Here is a 22,801-nt window from a genome sequence, read left to right as displayed (position 1 = left end):
TATTGGTTTTTTATCGATACTTAATTATTAATCGCAGTTGTTCTCAGCAACTGCTTTTTTTGTTTTCAATCCACTTTTACTATTTCGCCATAAACTTTAAATTTTAGGTTTGTGATGTAATTTATTTGTTCTAAAACATTCTCTAATGATGCGTCCTTCTTTATGAATACCGTTAACGGCGTTGCTAATACGTGTGCATTATCATATTGAAATGAAACTCCGTATTTATATTGTAAAATCGTGATAACTTGTTTAAGAGTAGTTTGATCTAGTGTGACATCGGTGTTGTACCAATTCACTAAATAGGATTTGTCTGCCAGTTGTTTGGTTAATTTTTGAGACTCAAACAAGGCTTCTTCATTCGGAACCAAATCAACGCTTTGTCCTTTTGAGGTAACATTTACTTTTCCGGTTACGACAATTACTTCACATTTTGATTTTGATAACTGAATGTGGAATGAAGTTCCCACTACTCTTGTTTTAATTTCGCCTGAAGTAATGATAAAAGGATGCGTTTTGTCTTTGGCCACTTCAAAAAACGCATTTCCTTTTAATAGCGAAACTTTTCTTTCGTCCCCCTGAAATTTTTCAGGATATTGAAATATAGAATTTGCTGCCAGATAAATTTTCGAGCCGTCATTTAATTGGATAGATTTGGGGGTATCTAAAGTTTTAAATGTTAGTTGCTTTTCAACTGAAAAACCTGGTTTGAAAAAAAATCCCAAACCAACAAGAAAAAGAATACTGGCAGCGGCCATGTATTTTAAATAAGGATTGAAGCTTTTCTTCTTTCCTATTCGAAGTTGAATTCCTTTGTATATATGTTGCGAAACTTCATCTGCATTTCCCATTGCAGTTTCATTCCATTTTGAATTTTGATATTGGTCAAAAGCAAAATCGTTTAATAGATTTTCTTCTGCTATTGAAGTTTTATTTCTCGAACTCTTATCGATTAAATGTTCTAAACTATGTTTGATTCTTTTTATCATACTTGCTATTATTACAAGTAAGTACCAGAATCACGAAATCGTACTATCGGGAAATATTATGAAAACATCAACGGAAAGTTATCTTAAAACTTTTGATGCAAAATGATGTATGGAGCTAGCCAGGCAAGGTCTTTTAAGCCTTCACGAAGTTGTTTTAAGGCAGAAGAAATTTGATTTTTAACCGTTTGTTTTGAAATTCCAAGTTCATCGGCAATCTGATCAATTGACATATCCTGAAATTTGTACATCAATAAAACTTCTTTTCGTTTTTCCGGAAGTTTATCTAATAAAGTATAAAGTGAATCCATTAATTCAGGGTCTATTGAAGCGAAATTATCAATAACATAATCTTCAAATTGATCTTCCAGAATGGTCTTGTCAAAGCGATTATTTTGATAATGTTTGAAAACCTGATTTTTTACGGCGCGAAATAAATAAGGTTCGATAGCATTAATGTTTAAATCGTCTTTTCTTTCCCATAAATCAATAAAAACATCCTGAACAATGTTCTGCGCCAAGTCTTTATCCTGAGTCATCGTATACGAAAACGCATTGAGCTTTTTCCAGTAATCGGTATACGTTTGTTCAAAAATTTCAGGATTCTTCATAGTCGACTTTGGTAGTATTTGGAGTTGTAAAATAATAAAATGTTATACCAAAGTTTTTTGCCTGAAGGTTAATTTTAAATTAAATAATGAATTCTTTTGCTGTATAAATACTACTATTTTAAGCTAAAAATGACATTCCGTTTGCAATTTCTTTTTCTTAATCTAACATAAAACTCAACTGCTGTTTTTAATTTAGTGCTCTCTAAAAAGTGTTTTCTTTTGATGCGTCCCCTAATCTAGTAACACTTTTTACACCCTTACATCATGAAACAAATTCTGTGCGCCTTATTTCTTGCCGGCGCAATATCAAGCAGCGTTCAGGCACAAAATGACACTTTAAAAGTTAATCAAATTCAGGTTATCGGTTCTCACAACAGTTACCGTCATGCGATTGAAACTGATTTATACAATTTTATACAGGCCAAAGACACAAGTCGTTCTTTAAAAGGTTTGCAATACACTCATATTCCACTTACAGATCAATTAAATAAAGGTTTAAGAAATCTTGAAATTGATGTTCAGGCTGACACTAAAGGCGGAAAATTTACACACCCAAAAGGTTTAGACCTAGCAAAATCTCAAGAAGCTTATGATCCGAATGGAGAAATGAAAAAGCCGGGTTTTAAAGTTTTTCATATGATCGATATTGATTTTAGAACTTCCTGTTACACACTTCAAAATTGCCTGGCAGAATTAAAAAAATGGTCTGATGCCAATCCTGATCACGTTCCTGTTTTTATTACTTTGGAACCAAAAGATGACGATAGTCATTTAGGCACAAAAGCGGAAAAATTTACACCTGAATTATTTGATGCTTTAGACAAAGAACTTCGCAAAGGTTTAGGAAATAAACTAATCACGCCAGACATGGTTCGTGGTAAATACAAAACTCTGGAAGAAGCCGTTCTAAACAACAATTGGCCAACATTGAAAAAAGCAAAAGGTAAATTCTTGTTTATTTTGGATAATAACGCAGCCAAAAGAGATTTGTATGCGTTGAATCATCCTTCCTTAAAAGGGCGCGCAGTGTTCATCAACGCTGAACCCGGAAAACCGGAAGCAGCCACTTTATTCAGAAACAATTCTGAAGATCCACAAATCGCTGATTTAGTGAAGAAAGGCTACATCATCAGAACCAGAGCTGATTCTGATACCAAAGAAGCCCGCAAAAATGATTATTCGCACTTCGAAGCGGCTAAAAAATCAGGCGCTCAAATTATTACAACCGATTATTATTTGCCAAGTACATTTTTCAATTCTCCTTATCAGATAAAATATGATGATGGAACTTATGTGAGAGTTGATCCGATTAACGGGGTTAAATAATTAGTTTCAAGTTTTTTTAGCTTCAGGTTTGAAGGTATTGAAATGAGGAAAAATTTAATCGCAAAGTTCGCACAGTTTTTTGCCTTAGGTTACCCTTAGAAAAAACAAAGTTCGCAAAGTTTTGTCAATAATAGCTTTGCGAACCTTGCGTAAATCTTTGCCAACTTTGCTGTTAAATCATATTTCAAATTGAAACCTGAAACAAAAAAACTATTTTAAACTCTTAATCTCCCCTGTTTTCAAATCAACACTAAAATGATCTGCCGGGACTTCATGCATAAATTTATTGAAGATGATCAGAAACAATCGCATTTGGTTTTGCAAAGGTTTTTCTTTTGAAGTGTCGCCTGCATGATTTTCAAAAAACAACTGAGACAAGATTTTATATTGTTTTGCTCTTTCAGTTCCAACATCGGCCAGAGCCAATTCATCGGCACTTCTGAAGCGATAAAAATCAACCAGTAAATCGTAACCCGTCCAGTTAAAATCTTCTTTTTTGAGTTTGTTTTCTTTTAAATATTGAGCCGATTTTACTTTTGCTTCCTCCCACTCTTTTTGGAATCTTTCCTTGTTTTGCAAAACTTCATCAAAATCTTTGTCAGATTGAACACTGGCTAAAACCAATAAATCGGGAGCAGAAAGTTTCAAAAAAAAATCTTTAAAATTAGAAGGCCAATCGTCTGATAAAAAACGCAAACGAACCAATTCTTTCAAATGAAAATCGGTAAAATCATGGTAGTTTTTGGTTTTCAGGATATCGATATTCCAAATGTCTTTTGTTTGCTGACTTTGCAAAAACTGATATTCCATTTTGTACAAGTCAAAAAGTTCATCGTATCTCGGAACATCGTCAATTGTGATGGTTTGAATATCAACTACATTATCTCTTTTAATGGTCAATAGTTTATAAGCCGGGATATAGGCAGCCAAAGAAGGCGTTTGAATGTTGACCAAAGTATTGCCTTTTTCCGTCGTACGGATTCCAGTGTCATTGATGTGCATATGTCCTCCAAAATGAATTTTGAGTCCTGCATCAGCAAAAGTTTTTGCCACTTCTTCAACCGGAACTCTGTTTAATTGCCATTTATTGGGTCCGAGCAGTTCTTTTATTTCCGCGGAGGCGTCATCATTAAAATCAATCATTGGGAAATGACTGAAAGCGATTAAAATTTTGCCTTGTTTTTTGGCTTCCGCCGAAATATCCTGAACCCATTTTATAAGATGCTTTTTATTTGAAAGTACATTATTATAACCCGTACTCGCCTCAGAATAACTTTTTGAATCTTTCGGATCTCCATCATTTTTCTTTGGAATATAAACGTTTCCATCAATGGCCATTAACCAAAGTCCGTCAATTGGCTCAACAACATAACTCACATCCGGAACTTCGTAACCTGGTGTCACATTATACACTCTGTTGGATAGTAAAGCGGCCTCAGAAGCTTTTTCAAAACTATAATTCTGGCTGTTGTAAGTTGAAAATGGAGTGGCCCAGAATTTGTATTTTTTATTCGGATAAAAGCCAAAATCTTTTAATCCGTCTGTGATTCCTAAATAACCCATTTTCGCAATATCGGCTGTTACAATTACAGGCTGTTGGGTACTTAAATTGGGCTTATAAAGGCCGTCTTTGCTATAAATGGGCTGATTTTTTCCGTCTTTTCCAAGAAAATCTTCTTTACCGGAATCTTGTGAAAAAGGTCCAACAGGATCGTGATTTCCTGTCGTGATAAAAAATTCGATGTCGTACTTTTTGCTGTATTGTGCTAAGATTTTTTCTAAACCCCGAACGTGAATGGGCTGGCCATCATCTGTATAATCTCCAGGAAGTGCGACGTATTTAATTTTTCGCTTTGCGATATCCTCCAAAGCAGCGATGAAAGCAAAATAATTTTCATTGAAAATTCGGGTCGAATGCAATTGCGAAGCCATTGTTCGTATCAAAGTATATTGTCCGGTTTTTGGATTCAGAATACCTTTATAGTCATTATCTGAAAAGGCCCCGAATAAATCCTGTAAATGCACATCTGATAAAAAAGCGATTTGAGTACCGTTGAGATTCTTTGGGTTTTGGGCTGAAATAGTAGTGTTGAAAAAAATATAGACTACAAATATAAAACAGGCTTTATGAGTGAATGTAATTTTTAAATTCATTAGGTTAAATTTTAAAAAGATTTATGAAATGGCGCAATCATAAAAGAATGTGCAATTTTATGGCTAAAAACCTGAAACACCTTTATCCTATTGTTATCGAATGATAATTTTTGATGAAGAGTTTATTTAACCGCAAGGTTATCAACCACAAAGGCACAAAGATTTTATGGCAAAGGTTTTATAAAAAACACAAAATTCACAAAGCTGGAATTGACAAAGCTTTGTGAACTTTGTGTTTTCTGACCATAAACTAAGGTAAAAAATCTTTGTGCCCTTTATGGTTATTTTTTTTCATTAAATTTATATTCAATTTCAATTAGGTTGTATCATGGAAACAAAAGACGGAAAACTAGCCATTTACGCCCAAACCAGAAAAGAATGGCGGGATTGGCTTCAGCAAAACTCTCAAACAGAGAAATCAGTCTGGTTGATTTTATACCATAAAAAAAGTAAAGTCGAAAGCATTAACTTGAATGATGCAACTGAAGAAGCTTTGTGTTTTGGCTGGATTGACAGCTTGTGTAAAAAACGAGATTTTGAAAGTTTCTATCTGACTTTTACGCCCCGAAATCCGAAGAAGAGCAAATGGAGCCAACCCAATAAAGACCGCGCAGCAAAAATGATTGAACAAGATTTAATGACCGAACATGGCCAGCTTATGATTGATCTTGCAAAAGAAAACGGTAAATGGGAATCAGCATAAAAAACGTCGTTTTATAAGTATTCAAATACAGAACAAGTTCTTAAATTTGACAAAGATCATACTAAAGAAAGAATTAAAATTAAACTCAAATGCAGGAATATCAGCCGTTGATAAATCACATACAGAATAGGATAGAACTCTCTGAAGAAGAAATCCATCAGTTTGTTTCTGAGTTTAAAATTAAAAAAATCAAAAAACGACAATTTATCATCCAGCCTGATTTTGTTGCCAGGCATCGAACTTATATTGTAAAAGGTGCTTTACGAGCGTATGTTGTAAACGGTCAGGGACAAGAACACACTATTTCGTTTGCTATCGAAGACTGGTGGATTTCAGATTACAACAGTTATATTTATCAGCAACCGGCTACTATGTTTGTTGTAGCCCTGGAAGATGCTGTTCTCCTACAATTAGATTTTGAGACCGAGACCAAACTAAAAAACGCCAATCCAAAATTCGAAACTTTCTTTCGTATTACCGCTGAGAGAACCGCTGCATTTTTTCAGCGCAGAATTATTACAAATCTTACTTCTAGTGCTGAGGAACGCTATGATAACTTTATAGAAAAATATCCATCAATTGTTCAGCGTGTGCCTCAATATACACTCGCTTCCTATTTGGGCATGACCACGGAATTTCTTTCGAAAATACGCAACAATAAATTGAAGAAGAAAAGTTGAACTACTTCAAGCTTTTTTCTTAATCTGCTTCATTTTTAATGGATAAAAACTGTCCCAACTTTGTATTATAATTTTAAATACAAAGAAAATGGCAACGAATAATAATACGGCACTTGTAGTTGGTGCAAATGGAGTGATTGGAACAAATCTTATCGATTATCTTTTAGCATTAGAAAATTGGAATGTTATTGGCTTATCCCGAAAAGGCGGCGAGAATGCGCCCAATATTCAATATATCTCAGTTGACTTATTGGATGCTGAAGATGCTCAAAAACAATTATCGCACCTGAATAACATTACTCATATTTTTTATGCTGCTTATCAGGATCGTCCCTCCTGGGCCGAGCTTGTTCAGCCTAATCTGACGATGCTTGAGAATGTGGTTAACACAATTGAGCCTTTGTCTGAAAATTTACAACACATAAGTTTAATGCAGGGCTATAAAGTTTATGGCGCTCATCTGGGATCCTTTAAAACTCCCGCAAAAGAAAGTGATGCCGGTCATATGCCTCCGGAATTTAATATTGACCAACAGGCCTTTTTAGAGAAAAAACAGCAAGGAAAAAAATGGAATTGGAGCGCTATACGTCCGTCTGTTGTTGGCGGCACGGCGGTTGGAAATCCAATGAATTTAGCACTTGTTATTGCGGTTTATGCTTCAATTTCGAAAGAATTAAATCTTCCGCTTCGTTTTCCGGGAAAACCAGGTGCCTACGATAAACTGATGGAAATGACGGATGCCGGATTATTAGCCAAAGCTACTGTTTGGGCTGCTACAAATGTGCAATGTGCCAATCAGGCTTTTAATATTTCAAACGGGGATTTATTTAGATGGAACGAACTATGGCCGAAAATTGCGGCTTATTTTAATATTCCTCTTGCTCCTCCTCTTCAAATGCAGCTGCAAATGGTTATGTCCGATAAAAAAGTTTTATGGGAAAATATTCAGGAAAAATATGATTTAAAGAAACACAGTTATGAAACATTATCCAGCTGGGGATTTGGAGATTTTGTTTTCTCATGGGATTATGATTTCTTTGCTGATGGCAGCAAAGCCAGGCGTTTTGGTTTTTATGAGTTTATAGATACCGAAGAAATGTTCTTTAAACTATTTGATCAATTGCGTGATGAGAAGATTATCCCTTAATAAAAAGGCTGTCAGAAATGACAGCCTTCCAATTACATTAAAACCTTAAAATTAATGTATCTAAACCATTATGGCGAATGGGTTAGTATTCTTTTTTAATAAAACGCTTAATTGTTTTCTTTCCATCCTTTTCAAAAACAACTAAATAAATTCCTTGTCTCAAATGCGAAACATTCAAACTGTTGTCGTTTATTTTTTGGGATAAAACGATGTTTCCTGTTTGAGAATCAACTACACTCAAATTTCCTCCCGAAACATCTTTTGTAAAGAATAACACTTCTGAAACCGGATTTGGATATATATTAAAGGCAACATCAATTGGCTTTTCTTCAATAACAGATGAAGTTTCGCGAGTTATAGCAGCAGCACCAATTCTGGTAATTTTAATCCAGTTGATGTTCATACCCGTATTTTGAATATAAATTCCAAAATTGTAAGTTCCGGCATTTACATTTACGGTTTGCGAAACCGTCTGCCAGTTTTGCCAGCCGCCTGTATTGGGTACATCAACATTACCCAAAACAATCGTTCCGCCATTTAAATCTGATGATATCCTTCCACCCGTTACGGCACTTGCCACTCTGTATTCAATTAAATAAGAACCTGTGGTTGGAAAATTGATGCTATTGTACGCAATCCAATCACCGGTTTCAGTATAGCCAATGTTGGATCCTCCGCCTGTATCTGTTGTGGCTTCAACCTGAATACCACTCATCGAAGCATAATCTTCGGCCTGAATTAAAGTAGAAGTTTGTGCCGCAGTTGTCGAAATTAATTTCCATTGCCCACAAGTCTGTCCATTATCCTGCCATTGCTGTACATTGGCTCCGTTTGCCGTGCTCGCGCCTGCCACTTCAACCAATTTACCGCTATGTCTCGCAATAATCTTGTAAAATCCATCACCTGTTGCAACCAGAATAAACTGTTGATTTGTGGTTCCGTTATATGGGTATTGCTCTACATTGGCGCCATTAGCTTTATTAAAACCATTTACATCTAATGATTGCCCACTATGATTGGCAATAATTTTATACATACCATCACCTAAATGGGTGAAAGTATATTTTTGATTGTTTCCTGTATTAACACTTCCCTGTGCCACATTGGCTCCGTTAACTAAACTGGCGTTCCATACATCCATATTGAGACCACTGTTTCTGTTTTGCAAATAGAAAGTCTGATTTCCTAAAGTTGTAATACCATTGGCAAGAATTCGAATCGAACTTACTTTGTCATTCCATGTTGTATTCAAACACGAATTATCAGAATTAATTACCGTCGAGGCTCCCGTAAAATTGTCATCTTGATATAAAATCGCCTGAAAACCCTGCGTAACTCTAAGTGACGAAATATCATCATTCAAAATTCCTAAAGCATTTAAACTAGAAAGATTATAATCTCCGATAGTTAATCCGCCAGAAAAACCAGCGTAATTACAATCTTTGTAAGCTGTAATCACATCAGTTGAAGCTGCTATGTTTCCTCCCGGTGGAATCGTTCCTGTAATTGAATAACTTCCGATAGAACCATAAGCAGAATATCCTCCGTAACCCGCACTTCCGGCGCCGTTGCCGTCAACACCGATAAAGTACTTTCCGGCCGGTAAATTTACATTCATAGAAGCATTCAAAGCAAACGGATCAGAATTCCAATACGTTCCCATTTCGGCTCCAGCAGAATTATACAATCGAAGCAAAAGATGCAGATTTCCGTCTCTTGAAACCGTATTGGTATTGATTGAAACATTTCCGCCTGCTGTAGTAAACGTAAAGAAATCATAATCAGCTTCACTTGAAATAATTCCGTTTTTCTGATTAATAGCTCCACTGGCATTATAATCTAAATTGGCTGCAGCAGCTGTGGTATTTCCGTAATCATCACCTCTGTATCCAACGCCAAATTTAGCACTTGCTATAGTAGCAACGTCATCTTGTTTGTTATTGGCATAGTCGTATTCTCCTTTGCTCCATTGCACAACAGGCCGGTAATAACCTGCTCCCATAATAGGCGCCCACGAAGTATTGTTTATCCCCACAAAATAATCTTCTGTCGGATTGGTACGGCCATCATGACCAAGATCAAAAGTATGTCCGACTTCATGCGCTGAGGCATCTCCACCCGATTTACCCGAAGTAATAAATACCCAACAAGGCACATCATTATCCCAATTGAAAGAACCGATATAAGCAACACCTCCTGCTCCCGGAGCTGCCGTATTGGTTGGAGTTACCACCACACGTATTCTTCTGTTTCTTGGATAAGAATTAAAAACAGCTTCACTTGTCGTAACGTTTAAATTAAAAGGTCTATAATCTTCTGCAACTACTTCCCAATGTTGCTGAACATCGGCATCACTCATTCCAGAAGGTGCTGCGTTGATTGCATTTCCGTTATTCCAAAGATTTCCTGCTGGCATGTTATAACCGTCAAAATCTAACATCACACAGCCTGCTGCACCCGGTAAACTTTGTAAATTCAATAAAGCCGGTGCAATTGCGGCAGCAAGGGTTGTTTTATTGGTTGCTTTTTTAATGCTTTCAGGTTTATCTTTAAAATTGATACAAACAATCTTATTGATATCCACTTTAGAAACATAAGCATTTCCCTGAGCGTCTGAATAATATTTGTAGGCTTCTTTGGTTTTCTTTAAAATAATATGACCTTCCAACTTTTTATCCATCACTTTGACGAAAAAAGAAGATTCGGGAACATCCTTGATTTCTCCAATCAGGAATTCACTTGATTCATTTGATTCTTTATAATTTATTTTCCCTTTAAAGTTTTTTGAATTTTCGACCTCCAGCAAAATTGTTTTCTCAGTACTTTTTGCAGTGGTATTTATTAACTCATCCTTTAATTTATTCATGAAGGTTTTACTAGTGCCTAAAGAAGTCTGGGCAATTGCAAAACTGCTAAAAGCCAGAAACAGCACTAAGCTAAACCGAAATTTGTTATTGGTTTTCATATGTAAGGTAGATTTGGGGTTACTTTTTATTTTTCATACAGATTTTAAAAAGATTTAAGCAGATACACAGATCAATTACCAAATTTAAATCTGCTCAAATCTGCAGAATCTGCGTGAGATAAAAATCTTTTTACTCTTTTATCCCGATAGTTATGAGGTCTGGTTAATAAAAGAGGTTATTTTTTAATAAAACGTCTCACTGTTTTGATTCCGTCTTTTTCAACTAAAATTAGATAGATACCTGATTTTAAACCCGAAACATCAAGACTGTTGTTATTGATTTTTTGAACCGAAACCGTATCGCCACCCTGAGAATTTATAACACTCACATTCGCTCCTGAAACTTCAGCCGTAAAGAAAATAGTGCTTTCTGTTGGATTTGGATAAATAGTCAGCCCTTCGATTTTTTCTTCAGAAACTGAGGCCGTTTTAGCTGCCAAACCAGAAGCCGATTTTGTGATTCGGAACCAGTTTAAATTCACTCCTGAACTCTGAATATAGATTCCGAAATTATAGGTTCCGGCGTTTACATTTACGGTTTGAGTTACAGTCTGCCAGTTTTGCCATCCTCCTGTATTTGGTACATTTACAGCACCAAGCTGAATAGTTCCTGCATTTAAATCAGATGATAATCTGGCTCCGGCTACAGCACTGGCTACTCTGTATTCAATTACATAATTCCCCGAAGTTGGAAAATTGATGTTGTAATACGCCATCCAATCACCTGTATCTGCGTAACCCACATTTAAACCTCCGCCAGTATCTGTAGTACCTTCAGTTTGAATGCCACTCATTGTAGAGTAATTTTCTGCCTGAATTAAAGTTCCTCCCGTTGGTGGCTGACTTCCTACAATAACCTGATTTACGGCTGTTAATAATGATTTAGAACCTACTGCATCCTGAGATAATTCCCAAATCATAACACCACCTGCATTTTGAATCGCGAAAGTTGTTTTTGCTTTGATGGTTGGAATTCCGTTATAATAAATAGTATTTCCAACTTGGTCTACATTTTCAGCTCCAGGATATTGTGCTACAATATTGGCATAAGAAATTCCCTGATTGGCTGAAGCGCCAAAACCATATCCGTAAAACGGGAGTCCAATAATGGCTTTGCTTGCCGGTAATCCTCTTCCTGTCCAGTAATTAAACTGATTTACGGCCATACTGTATGGAGAATGTTGTCCTGGGCTCCCCGGAGCCCAAGGACCTGTTGCATCATAAGCCATGATATTAATCCAGTCATAAGCCGCAAAAGTAGATGCAGGTACATTTGCACCACCATATCCTTCTGAAAGCGCTGCTGAAATCAATTTGCCATTAGCATGCAATTTATTCGCCAAAGCAATTACAAAACCTCCGTAATCGCCATTAATTGCAGGACCTTCTAAATCGACATCGACTCCGTCAAAATTGTGTGCTACCACATAATCGTAGATTTTTTGAATAAAAGCAGTTCTGTTTGCCGGTGTAATGAGATTAAAATAATTGTCGCGAATAGCGCCGCCTTCTGAAACGGAACCTCCTCCAAGCGAAACAAAAACCTTAATGTTTTGGCCGTGTGCTGCATTAATAATAGTATTACTTCCTGAATTGAAAGTCAGATATCCATTGGCATCCGGGTTTTCAAACGCAATATTAATATGCGTCAATTTACTGTACTGAATACTGCTTGAAAAAGCATTCAAATCTATCCAATTCGGAATGTAAGCGATAACTTTTTTCTGGGCCATTGCTAAATTAAAAACGCCCAACGCCAAAATGATCATCCATTTTAGCTGCATTGTTTTGTAATTGTTTTTCATAGTAATTTGTTTTAATAGATTAAAGGGAGAATTTAGATTTTAGATGACAGATTTTAGATTTTAGATTGGAATTTGGCACAGCCCAACTCCAATTAGTTTACTTTACAACTTATTTCAAAATCAATCTAAAATCTGTCATCTAAAATTATTTTTTAATAAAGCGTCTGATCGTCTGTTTGCCTTCTTTTTCAAAAACAATCAAATAGATTCCTTTTCTTAAACGAGAAACATCAACGCCATTATTACCGGTTTTTTGAGCTGAAACAGTTGCCCCGGTTTGTGAGTCTACTATTTTTATATTTTCTGTGGAAATATCTGTTGTCACAAAAAGTGTACTTTCAACCGGACTTGGATAAACATTTAAAACTGTTTCAACCCAAACATTTTCTTCAACTGGAGCTAAAGCCGTTTTAGCAGCTAAACCAGCACCCACTTTTGTAATTTTTATCCAGTTGATGTTCATTCCGGTATTCTGAATGTAGATCCCAAAATTGTAGGTTCCTGCATTCACGTTTACCGTTTGAGAAACTGTTTGCCAGTTTTGCCATCCTCCCGTATTTGGGATATCAACATTCCCTAATACAATAGTACCACCGTTTAAATCTGAAGATAATCTACCTCCAGTTACGCCACTCGCCACTCTGTATTCGATTAAATATGAACCTGTTGTTGGAAAATTTATACTATTATAAGCCAGCCAATCTCCAGTTTCAGTATAACCTACATTCGATCCACCACCCGTATCTGTTGTTGCTTCAACCTGAGTGCCACTCATGGCAGAATAATCTTCGGCCTGAATTAAAACAGATGTTTGCGAAGTTGTAGCGGGAACTAATTTCCATTGTGCACAAGTCTGACCGTTATCCTGCCATTGCTGAACATTGGCACCATTTGCAGTACTTGCGCCTGCGACTTCTATCAATTTACCACTGTGTCTGGCTACAATTTTATAGAATCCATCGCCTGTAGCAACCAATATAAATTGCTGATTTGGAGTAGCATTGTATGGATATTGTTCTACATTGGCACCATTATCTTTATTAAAGTTATTTACGTCTAAAGATTGTCCGCTGTGGTTGGCAATAATTTTATACATACCCTCACCCAAATGCGTAAATGTAAATTTCTGGTTGTTGGCTCCGTTTACAGTTCCCTGCGCCACATTAGCAGCATTTGCCGTACTTGCGTTCCAAACATCCATATTCAGATTACTGTTTCTGTTTTGTAAAAAGAAAGTTTGATTTCCTAAAGTAGTTGTTCCGTTTGCAAGAATTCTGATAGAAGTTACTTTGTCATTCCAGGTTGTATTCAGACAAGAATTATCAGAATTAATTACAGTTGAAGTTCCGGTAAAATTATCATCCTGATATAAAATCGCCTGGAAACCTTTTGCCACTTTAAGCGACGAAATATCATCATTTAAAACGCCCAAAATATTCAAACGCGCCAGATTATAATCTCCAATAGTTAATCCACCAGAAAATCCGGTATAATTACAATCTTTATAAACTGTAATGACATCAGTAGTAGCCGGTACCGAAGGAACCGTTCCTGCATATCCTCCAAAACTTGCAATAACTTTTGTAGGCTGTGGAGAATGAAGCGATGGCGATTGATCTGCCACATCATCATAAGCAAATCCGTATGCCAGATTATCAACACTTATTCCTGGCAAATGCCAAAATTTAGAATAATGATTCGTTGGATTTACCTGATAGAATTTTGATGCATCATACCAGTTTTGTTGTCCCGGATTGGCAGTGGTCGTATTTACAACATGTCTGTTAATGGCTGCTGTTAATTGTGCCTGAATAACAAGATCTAAATCTCCGTCGACCAATCTTCTGGCCAGAACCCCTTTTCCTTCAAGCGCTTCCTGAGTTGAAGGTCGGTTTTGAACACGGCCTGTACGGCCTGTAAAACCTCCCGATTGACCCACCATTTCAAGTTGTTCACCAATTACTCTTCCTTTAAAAACTCCGGCATCACCGGCAAAGAATATTAAATCTTCATTTTTATATTTATTCCAAATGGCATCAATATAAGATTTTAGATAATTAGCCTGAGCTCCTACAGAAGTTCCTCCGGTTCCATCTGCAAAAGCGGGTGTTTTTGATGGCGCTGTAATTTCTCCCGTCGCATCATTTACACAACCCTGAAATTCTGATGGTACATTGGCTTTGAAAGACGCGACAATATCAGCGTGTTTTTTTAATTCCCCTACTCTTTTCTGATAACCGTTTGCTCCAAACAACTCCAATCCCATTGGGTATTTATACGAATCCACTCTTGAAGGATTTCCGAAGAAACCATATTGATTATTAGTCAATTCAATAATTTCATACAAAATTCCCTGATTGGGATCGGTTGCATTTAATGGATTCGGAGAAGTATAACCTGAAGGCGCACCACTTGCTCCAAAAAAGTAAAAATACAACTGTTGTCCTTTGGCAATAAAAACTCTACAACCTGCAATTTGTGGCAAAGTGAAAGTCTTATTGGGAATCTCGCTCAACTTGGTAAAACAATTGGCATATTTTGAATTTTGTCCCGGACCGGTATTCCCTCCAATCGTTGGTCCTGTAACCGTATTATAAGACGGATTCATGGGCAAAACCTGACTCGTTTTGGCGTTCACCCAAACGTGATTTCCGGTAGTGTAATCAATTCCCACAATGGCGACATACAATTCGTTGTCGTTAAATGTAGAGGTATTACTGATGCTAAACGGTATAGGTCCCTGCCCATACATAAAATTGGATAGTAATGCAAACAGCATTACGGCAATAAAGGTTTTTAATAATTTAAAATTTCTCATTCTTTATTCATTTTTAGTTAATAAATTGGTTTTTAATTAATTAGTAATAATGAGAAAATATTTATGCGTAAAAAGCCGGGTGTAACTATTTAGGATCATTACACCCAGCCTGTTTTAATTATTGCTTGATCAGTTTTTTAGACCAGTTTTTTTGATCTGATTTAAAATTCAGAATATAAATTCCTCTTTTAAGTCTGGTAATATCAATTTGAGCATCATTAGACTCTACTTTTCTCTCGATTAATAAGGTCCCTGAATTGTCATAAATTGTTACTATTTTATTGTCTAATTGATCAGGTACTGAAAGCTGAACATAATTAGTCGCCGGATTAGGATACATCACAAAGTCAGTATTTTCTTTTGCAGTTTCTTCAATAATAACCGCAGCTTTTTTTGCAGCTGAAGCAGATCCGTAAGCTTCTATTTCAAACAAAGAATATCCGTATGGAGTCAAAGCTTTTGTGTTACATAAAATTCGAAGGTATCTTCCTGTTCCGCTAACTGCAAGATCATCTGTTCCTCCATCGCTGGCAGTTTGTGTGTTTATTGTTTCATTTTCTGTGAAAACATTATCAGAAGAAAGCTGTACTTTATATTGGGTTGCAAAAGCTGCCTCCCATTTTAGAACCACGCGATTGATGTTGTAATTGCTTCCCAAATCAACATAAATCCATTCGCTTGTATTGGCAAAACTGCTCGCCCAGCGTGTTCCTGCATCTCCGTCTGTGGCTTTCGCCGAAGAATAAGTAGCATTTTCTTCTGTAGAAGCGATAGTTGTTTTTGCCAGAGCTAAATTGGTATTAGTTGGAGCAGTGATATTTCGAACGATAACATCGCTAAAAACTCCTGTTGTCAAAGTTCCATTTGCATGGGATGTTACAGCCATACCAACATAAATAGTACTTGTCATGGCAATCGTTCTTGGGTTACCAAGTTGCGTCCATGTCGTTCCATTATCTGAAGTATAAGAGGTGAATATGTTTCCTGATCTTACGATACGAATCCATTTTGGAGCCGTTCCTGTCGCTACCGTAGCAGCTGTGATCCCTGAAACAGCATCTCTTGATAGAAATTCAACACCTGCCGCTGCACTTACATCAGTCATCGCATGTTTAGAAGTTGGCGTCAATGTTTCGCGGAACATTACTCCGGCTTTGGCGTATGTATTGGTATTTGTTAGTGAATTTACTTTAGCAATAATTTCAGCGTCACCTGTAATCGGTTGGTTTACAAATTGAAATTGATCGCTGCTTTCCCAAATATCATTTCCTGAACCTTTAATGGTAAAAGTTCCACTGGTGAGAGTTGCTTCTCCTGCCGGTGTAACAGCACCTAAATCGGTACTAATCCACGGTGCTGGTAAAGTTGCTGGAGGATTTTCTGTAGAAACTAAATTTAAAGCTCTAAGATTATCAAAATAATAGGTATTTCCTGAACTCGTTCCTGGCTCTAACAAGAAAACAAAACGATTTACTTCGCTGTCTAATGTCGATGCATCTGGCGAACTCGCATAGGTAAAAGTAACCGTGTGCCAGGCATTACTTTGTTTTACAACACCTTGATAAATACTATGTCTTCCGGCAGGATAATTTGACGGAATCGAAGCGTTACTTTCTGCCTGCCAGGAAATTATTGATCCAACAGGTGCAGAAGTGTACACATCCATCGCAAACTTTTTAGTCCCTGCTTTAAAATCCCCAATGTTGGTTAGAGTGGTATTGAATGAAAAATTATCATACAATTCCGTTGCTTTTCTAACATATTTACCAACGTTTGAAGAAGTATTAATTCCGCTTGCATTCGGGTTTGCCGTGTTTGGCGTATAAGTTCCAATAGCATCTCTAAACGTTATATTGTGAACGGTTTGATAATCTTCATAAACGACTCCTGGCGTAAAAGTATCCGGAAGTTTCGTTGAGCCAATTCTGATATTATCAAAATAATAGGTATCACTGGTGTAAGAACCTGAGTTGGCCAATATCACCATTTGGTTGATCGCCAGATTTGAAGTTCCTGGATCCGGACTTGAATTATAATAGAAAGTCAGCGTTTCCCATTGATTTTGTTTGGTGGTAATCGCGACGTAGTTACTATTTCTCCCTGTTGGAAAATTTGCCGGAAGCGAAATTGCACTATTTTCTAAATTCAGACTTACTACAGTTCCGATAGGTGCTGAAGTATACACATCAATCATGATTTTATTGGTCTGATTTTTTAGTAAACCAGCATCTTCAATTGTACTTTGTGTGTTGAAAAACAACACATCGTATTGTTCGGTTACATTTCGAACATACTTCGCCACATTTGCAGAAGAGTTAACTGAATTTGCTCCCGGATTTGCTACTATAGAATACGTTCCGGTTGTAGTTCCTTTTATGATTTTATTGATGCCATCATAGTTTTGCAAAACATCGGCAGCGATAATTGGTTTTTCTGGTGCTGCTTTTGTGAGCAAATTATCGAAATAATAGGTTGCACCTGAATTCGAATTCGATTCAAAAAGAAAGGCCACATTATTGATTGTCAAGGCACTTGTATTGGGATCAATTACTTTTTCGAATTCAAATTCGATCGTTTCCCATTTGTTTTGCACCGTTGTCGTGGCTTTGTAACCGCTGTGTCTTCCTGACGGAAAATTGGTTGCCGTTGTTACCAGACTATTTTCCAGTTGCATCGAAATCTTTGTTCCAACCGGTGCCGAAGTATAAATATCAAAAGAAAGCTTTTTCCTGCCGTACACGTAATCATTTGCATTGCTGATTGTTACGTTTTTGATATTCAGAACATCATATAATTCAGAGGAATTACGAACGTATTTACCAACTGAAGCAGAAGTATTAAGTCCGGTAGCAGATGGATTCGCAACAGTTTCTGTCAAAATTCCGGTTTTGTTTCCGTATACGATATTTCGGTTCGATTGAAAATCTTCATAGATTCTCTCCACTGGTAAAGGAGCTTCTGTTGTTACGGCCAGTTTATACGTATTGGCAGCACAACCCGAAACTGTTGTAGCTACGGCAACATCTCCTCCTGTTGTTCCCCAGTTTACAGTAATCGTGTTGGTACCTTGTCCTGAAGTAATTGTCGCTCCCGAAGGAACTGTCCAGTTGTAAGTAGCTCCTGCAATTGCATTTATAGAATAAGTTTTACCAGTTTCATTATGATACACTTTTGCATCACCCAAAACTCCATATGTAAAACTTCCACTGTAAACGCGAACGTAATCAACTTGTAACTTTGCTGGAAAATCTGCCGGAATTGGCTCTACTCCTGCACCATTTACACTTGTATAAGGTGTTCCTAAACTACCAACAGCCAGATTTAAAATAATATAAAACTGCTGATCGTTAAAAGGCCATCCGCCATTTACAGTAGTATTTGGTGTTGCAGTGTGAAATAAATTACCGTCAATAAACCATTTAATGATATTTGGACCCCATTCTACGGCATAAACATGAAATTCAGTCGACAAATCAGTTGGCGAACTGTAACTTCTTCCTGTAAAATGATAACCACCTCCGTCATAATGAATCGTTCCGTCTATCGATTTTGGGTTTCTGTGCTTTGCTTCCATAATATCAATTTCACCCGTAAAAGGCCAATTTGATGTACCTGCGGGTAACATCCAGAAGGCAGGCCACGCTCCCATTCCTGAAGACAATTTAATACGGGCTTCAATTCTGCCATATTTAATGGCATATTTTCCTTCCGTAGTTAGTTTTGCAGATGAATAGGGTTGTTGCGGGAATGCAGCATTTGGTTCATATTTTGCCTGAATATTTAGGTAACTATTCGTTCCTTCTTTTACAATTGTTGCCTGATTTGGATCATAACGTTGTGCTTCACCATTTCCAAATCCGCAAAGCGAAGGACAACCATTTCCGGAAATACTTTGCCATTTTGTCAAATCCACGGTCGTTCCATTGAATTCATCAGACCAAATTAAGGTGTTGCATTGCGCCTGAAGTTTTAGAAAAGGTGTAAGAAAAAATAGTAACAGAATGATACACCTTTTTAAAAAATAATAATTGCTTCCCGGTGGTCGGCCGAAAAAAGAGTCTTTTTGTTTCATTTTTTTTTAGTTTTTTGTTAGTAAAGATTATTATTACAATAAATCTTCTGTTTTTTAAAAAACAGATCAATATTGTATTAATAAGATGACAATATTAATAAATAAACAACCCATGATGTCAATTTTGGGCTACGGTTTGACTACGGTGTTTATAAAAAAATGTACTAAAGAGCTTTCAAAAAACGCAAAACTACCTAAGAATTTACTGATAGTAAAAAATTAACTTAAGTCGTAATTTTAAAGTATCCGGTACGGGTTTATTTGTAAGAATATTTAAAGTTAAAAATCTGCGAGATCTGCAGGAGAAAATATTAGCTAGTGTTTATAAGGATAATGGATTTATAAAATAACCTCACACAGATTTACTAAATTGAGCAGATAAAACGGGTATAAATCTCTGCACATATTTGTTTAAATCTTTTTAAAATCTGCCTGAAAAAATATAGCACACTTAAAAATTAAGAATAAACTCAGTAATGTTCGCATCTGATGGAAGTTGCAATTTCTTACGAATGCGGTAACGGGTGTCTTCAACGCCTCTTACGGAGATTCCTAAAAGCGGCGCAATCTCTTTGGTATTGAAATTCATTCGCAAATAAGCACACAATCGCATATCGCGGGGAGTCAATTCAGGAAAACTTGTTTTTAATCTTTGCATGAAATTATCATGAAGCTGATTAAAGATCTCTTCAAACTCATTCCAATGCTGATCCCCTTGTAATTCGTGATCAATTAGCCGGTTTATTTTGGTCAACAAACTGAAATTGGTATTCGAATCATTTTTCTTATCAATCTGAGCAATGAGTTCTTTGATCGAAAGCAAAATTTTATTTAAGTGAATAAGATTCACCGTATTCGAAGCCACTTTAGCATTTTTCAGATTAATAGTAGCTTCGAGGTTTTCCTTCATAATGGCCATATTTTCCTGTTCTAATGCTAATTTGTGCTCATTTAATTGAGCACGATTTCGTAGAAGTTCTTTTTCCTGATTCACAATTAGTTGTTCCCGCTCCTGTTCGGCCAGATTTTTTTGGTACTTGATAATGGCATAAATTAGAACACCAAAAAGTACTAAATACAGAATATAAGCCCAGATAGTCCTGTACCAGGGCGGCAAAACTTCAAATTTAAAAACGGCTTCTTCACTTACAACGTCGTAGATATTTTTTGCTCTTACATGAAAAACATATTCGTTTTCTGGCAAATTGGTATATTCTTTTTCAGTCTGAATGCTCCATTCTGACCATTTAGGTTCAAAACCTTCCAGCCAATATTCGTATTTTGTTGCATCGGCTTCGTCATAACAAAGTGCTGCAAATGAAAAATGTAAAGCGTTATTGGAATACGCCAGATCCGGGCAAAACACTTTGTCTTCTGATTTTATAGTAGTGGGAAGTACATCATATCGACTTGAAAATAAGAGACTGTCTTTGGGAAAAATACACTTAACTTCAGAAATAACCGCTTTATATTTAAACTGGTAATTTTTATTTTTTATAGTGTTGTAATGAATCAAACCTTCCTGAGTTCCAAAAAAAACATCACCCCTCATAGTTGTTTGAATGTTCTCGAAACCCGGAACATATAGATATCTTAATTTCTTGAATGGCAACTCCTCTATATCAAAATCCCCTCCTGCTTTTTGACTCATTTTTCCGGTATTTTCCCCCGAAACGTACCAGATATTATTTTGATTATCAACTTTAAGCAAACGAATGTGATTTTGTAATCCGAGGTATTTCCTGAAAACAGGATCTGGAATCATTTTTTTGGAAGTAGCATCTTGTTTATAAACTCCTTTTGTAGTTCCAAAAAGTATTTGATTGTTTATTTTGAAAGTATTCAGAAACAAACTTGATGGAAAACCAGCTTCCTGATTATAAAACTGAACATTTGAAACGGCATCAAAAGTTTTATTAAATTTTAATTTATAAATTCCTTTATAACCGTGTGCAATCCAGATATTTTCAGCTTCATCAGTTTCAATTACCCTGCTGCTTTCTTCAAATCCTTTTATTTTATGCTGAAAAACCCAGGCGTTATTTGTTTTTTTCAACAAATACAATCCAGTATAACCTCCAACTAATAATAAATCAGGATGATTCGGAACAATAATTCCTTTCCAGGCTCCATCGGTTCTAGCTACTAATTGAGCCGAATTGCCCTTTATCTCAAAGATTCCGTTTTTTTCAAAAGCTAAAAGTGAATTTCCAAAAACATCTATACTCCATACATTTTCAGACATTCCGGAAATACGTTGAAAATGCACATTTTTATGCTGGTCCTTTTTATACTCTTCCCAATCCAGCCAAAAAACGCCATTATCTGTAGCAATATAGAGTTTGTTCTGATAGATTTTACTGCAGTATATTTTAGTTTCAGAATTTGAAGCATCCAATATTTTGGATAAAGGAGACGAAATCTGTATCAGTGAAATTCCTTCTTTTAATGTTATCCATAAATTACCTGCGACATCTACTTTGAGATTGGTAACATATTCATTCTGCAACCCCATTTGTTTATTAACATGCTGGATCAAATTTCCTTCACTATCCAGGACTATCAACCCCGATTGACGTGTTCCGATTCCAAAATAGCCATCAGAGAGAAGAATCGCTGTTGAGATTTGATTTTGCTTTAATAATGCATCGGCTTTAGTAACAAAAGGTTTTAATTCGCTGTTTTTGTACTCAAAAAGGCCATTCTTTTGTGTCAAAATTACCAAAGTTTCTTTTGTGTCAAAAATCTTCCTAATCTTCATTCCGATAAATTGTGTACTATTATGAATTGCGACCAAAACATCATTTTCTAATTTCAGTAAACCTTTAGCATTATCTGAAACATAAATTGCAGTCTTGGTTTCAAAAAATTCATCAAATTTAGCTTCTGATCGTATTGCTTTGATTTTGTTATTCTTATAAATAAATATTCTTTCATTAGAGAAAAAAATGACTTCATTGTTGCGAATAACCGTATGCAAAACGTCACCAAAATTTCTGTCTGATGCTGGAAGTAATTTAACCAGTGAGGTGTATATATATTGTCCGTTGGGCAACTGTACGGCGTAACCAAAATCACCTTGGGCACCCACATAGATTTTGTCTTTTTTATCAATGGCAAGAGAGCGAACCATGCTTCTGTTGGCTGGCTGAGTAACTATACTCCATCTGACCCCATCAAACTGCATAATACCAAAATGATTGGCAAAAAACATCATACCCTTAGAATCCTGTATAAGATCACAGTTTTCTGAAGCAGCTTTATAAGTTTTCGGATTGTAATTCGTGATAAAAGGAACTCCAATTTTCTTAATTTGAGCATTAACAATTGGAGGCAAAAGAGATATTGATAGAACTAAAATTCTAATTATAAATTTTGTCATTTTGTTTCTTTCTGTAGGTTAGCTTTGTGGTGTTTTAGAACCACAATTCAAAAATCAGCTCTTGGGGAAAAGTCAATTTTCAGGCAAAAAGAAATTATTTTATCAAGGCATCAAAAATTATAATTTGACAATTTGAGGCACTAAAAAAAATG

At 36.2% G+C, this 22,801-nt stretch carries 12 protein-coding genes; 4 read left to right on the top strand and 8 right to left on the bottom strand.

What is annotated here, in order from left to right:
* Window positions 1–65: 65 nt before the first annotated feature.
* Together Q7C23_RS08830 and Q7C23_RS08825 are read right to left on the bottom strand one after the other, a co-directional pair.
* Window positions 66–989 carry a FecR family protein gene (locus Q7C23_RS08830; protein WP_375032169.1) on the bottom strand — a complete coding sequence of 308 codons (924 nt, stop codon included), beginning with the start codon at window positions 987–989 and terminating at the stop codon, window positions 66–68.
* Window positions 990–1,072: 83 nt separating this feature from the next.
* Window positions 1,073–1,597 (bottom strand): RNA polymerase sigma-70 factor, encoded by a 525-nt coding sequence (locus Q7C23_RS08825; RefSeq protein ID WP_375032168.1) that lies wholly within the window; start codon window positions 1,595–1,597, stop codon window positions 1,073–1,075.
* Window positions 1,598–1,861: 264 nt separating this feature from the next.
* Between Q7C23_RS08825 and Q7C23_RS08820 the strand changes: the two genes are divergently transcribed.
* Window positions 1,862–2,923, top strand: a complete 1,062-nt coding sequence (locus tag Q7C23_RS08820; RefSeq protein ID WP_375032167.1) for a phosphatidylinositol-specific phospholipase C1-like protein — start codon at window positions 1,862–1,864, stop codon at window positions 2,921–2,923.
* A 210-nt stretch (window positions 2,924–3,133) separates the two neighbouring features.
* Here Q7C23_RS08820 and Q7C23_RS08815 read toward each other — a convergent pair whose 3' ends face one another.
* The gene (locus Q7C23_RS08815; protein WP_375032166.1) at window positions 3,134–5,077 is read right to left on the bottom strand and encodes a metallophosphoesterase; all 1,944 of its coding nucleotides are present in this window, start codon (window positions 5,075–5,077) and stop codon (window positions 3,134–3,136) included.
* A gap of 328 nt (window positions 5,078–5,405) precedes the next feature.
* On the opposite strand from Q7C23_RS08815, the gene Q7C23_RS08810 reads away from it, so the two are divergent.
* The 3 genes from Q7C23_RS08810 to Q7C23_RS08800 all read left to right on the top strand — a co-directional run bounded on the left by Q7C23_RS08810 (window position 5,406) and on the right by Q7C23_RS08800 (window position 7,607).
* On the top strand, window positions 5,406–5,780 hold the full coding sequence (locus tag Q7C23_RS08810; RefSeq protein WP_375032165.1) for a YdeI family protein: 375 nt from the start codon (window positions 5,406–5,408) through the stop codon (window positions 5,778–5,780).
* Window positions 5,781–5,869: 89 nt separating this feature from the next.
* The gene (locus Q7C23_RS08805) at window positions 5,870–6,460 is read left to right on the top strand and encodes a Crp/Fnr family transcriptional regulator (RefSeq protein WP_375032164.1); all 591 of its coding nucleotides are present in this window, start codon (window positions 5,870–5,872) and stop codon (window positions 6,458–6,460) included.
* Window positions 6,461–6,548: 88 nt separating this feature from the next.
* Entirely contained in the window at window positions 6,549–7,607 is a 1,059-nt protein-coding gene (locus Q7C23_RS08800; protein WP_375032163.1) for an SDR family oxidoreductase, read from the top strand.
* An 82-nt stretch (window positions 7,608–7,689) separates the two neighbouring features.
* Here the strand turns inward: Q7C23_RS08800 and Q7C23_RS08795 are convergent, their stop codons facing one another.
* The 5 genes from Q7C23_RS08795 to Q7C23_RS08775 all read right to left on the bottom strand — a co-directional run bounded on the left by Q7C23_RS08795 (window position 7,690) and on the right by Q7C23_RS08775 (window position 22,649).
* Window positions 7,690–10,572 carry an RICIN domain-containing protein gene (locus Q7C23_RS08795; protein WP_375032162.1) on the bottom strand — a complete coding sequence of 961 codons (2,883 nt, stop codon included), beginning with the start codon at window positions 10,570–10,572 and terminating at the stop codon, window positions 7,690–7,692.
* A gap of 176 nt (window positions 10,573–10,748) precedes the next feature.
* Window positions 10,749–12,377 (bottom strand): glycosyl hydrolase family 18 protein, encoded by a 1,629-nt coding sequence (locus tag Q7C23_RS08790; protein WP_375032161.1) that lies wholly within the window; start codon window positions 12,375–12,377, stop codon window positions 10,749–10,751.
* Between the two features lie 145 nt (window positions 12,378–12,522).
* The gene (locus Q7C23_RS08785; RefSeq protein WP_375032160.1) at window positions 12,523–15,195 is read right to left on the bottom strand and encodes a beta-1,3-glucanase family protein; all 2,673 of its coding nucleotides are present in this window, start codon (window positions 15,193–15,195) and stop codon (window positions 12,523–12,525) included.
* A gap of 118 nt (window positions 15,196–15,313) precedes the next feature.
* Window positions 15,314–19,267: a family 16 glycosylhydrolase gene (locus tag Q7C23_RS08780; RefSeq protein ID WP_375032159.1), complete on the bottom strand. Its 3,954-nt coding sequence runs from the start codon at window positions 19,265–19,267 to the stop codon at window positions 15,314–15,316.
* Between the two features lie 451 nt (window positions 19,268–19,718).
* Window positions 19,719–22,649 (bottom strand): triple tyrosine motif-containing protein, encoded by a 2,931-nt coding sequence (locus Q7C23_RS08775; RefSeq protein WP_375032158.1) that lies wholly within the window; start codon window positions 22,647–22,649, stop codon window positions 19,719–19,721.
* Window positions 22,650–22,801: the final 152 nt, after the last annotated feature.

Origin of the sequence: Flavobacterium sp. LAR06, from assembly GCF_041946075.1 — a bacterium.
Classification (GTDB): Bacteria; Bacteroidota; Bacteroidia; order Flavobacteriales; family Flavobacteriaceae; genus Flavobacterium.
The sequence above is the reverse complement of the archived record's forward strand: the minus strand, read 5'-3'. Positions and strand labels throughout refer to the sequence as shown.

What these genes read in the sequence shown, in the direction of transcription:
- Q7C23_RS08780 (WP_375032159.1), bottom strand. Translation starts at nt 19,267, where the DNA reads ATGAAACAAAAAGACTCTTTTTTCGGCCGACCACCGGGAAGCAATTAT.
- Q7C23_RS08825 (WP_375032168.1), bottom strand. Translation starts at nt 1,597, where the DNA reads ATGAAGAATCCTGAAATTTTTGAACAAACGTATACCGATTACTGGAAA.
- Q7C23_RS08805 (WP_375032164.1), top strand. Translation starts at nt 5,870, where the DNA reads ATGCAGGAATATCAGCCGTTGATAAATCACATACAGAATAGGATAGAA.
- Q7C23_RS08795 (WP_375032162.1), bottom strand. Translation starts at nt 10,572, where the DNA reads ATGAAAACCAATAACAAATTTCGGTTTAGCTTAGTGCTGTTTCTGGCT.
- Q7C23_RS08800 (WP_375032163.1), top strand. Translation starts at nt 6,549, where the DNA reads ATGGCAACGAATAATAATACGGCACTTGTAGTTGGTGCAAATGGAGTG.
- Q7C23_RS08830 (WP_375032169.1), bottom strand. Translation starts at nt 989, where the DNA reads ATGATAAAAAGAATCAAACATAGTTTAGAACATTTAATCGATAAGAGT.
- Q7C23_RS08810 (WP_375032165.1), top strand. Translation starts at nt 5,406, where the DNA reads ATGGAAACAAAAGACGGAAAACTAGCCATTTACGCCCAAACCAGAAAA.
- Q7C23_RS08815 (WP_375032166.1), bottom strand. Translation starts at nt 5,077, where the DNA reads ATGAATTTAAAAATTACATTCACTCATAAAGCCTGTTTTATATTTGTA.
- Q7C23_RS08820 (WP_375032167.1), top strand. Translation starts at nt 1,862, where the DNA reads ATGAAACAAATTCTGTGCGCCTTATTTCTTGCCGGCGCAATATCAAGC.
- Q7C23_RS08790 (WP_375032161.1), bottom strand. Translation starts at nt 12,377, where the DNA reads ATGAAAAACAATTACAAAACAATGCAGCTAAAATGGATGATCATTTTG.
- Q7C23_RS08775 (WP_375032158.1), bottom strand. Translation starts at nt 22,649, where the DNA reads ATGACAAAATTTATAATTAGAATTTTAGTTCTATCAATATCTCTTTTG.
- Q7C23_RS08785 (WP_375032160.1), bottom strand. Translation starts at nt 15,195, where the DNA reads ATGAGAAATTTTAAATTATTAAAAACCTTTATTGCCGTAATGCTGTTT.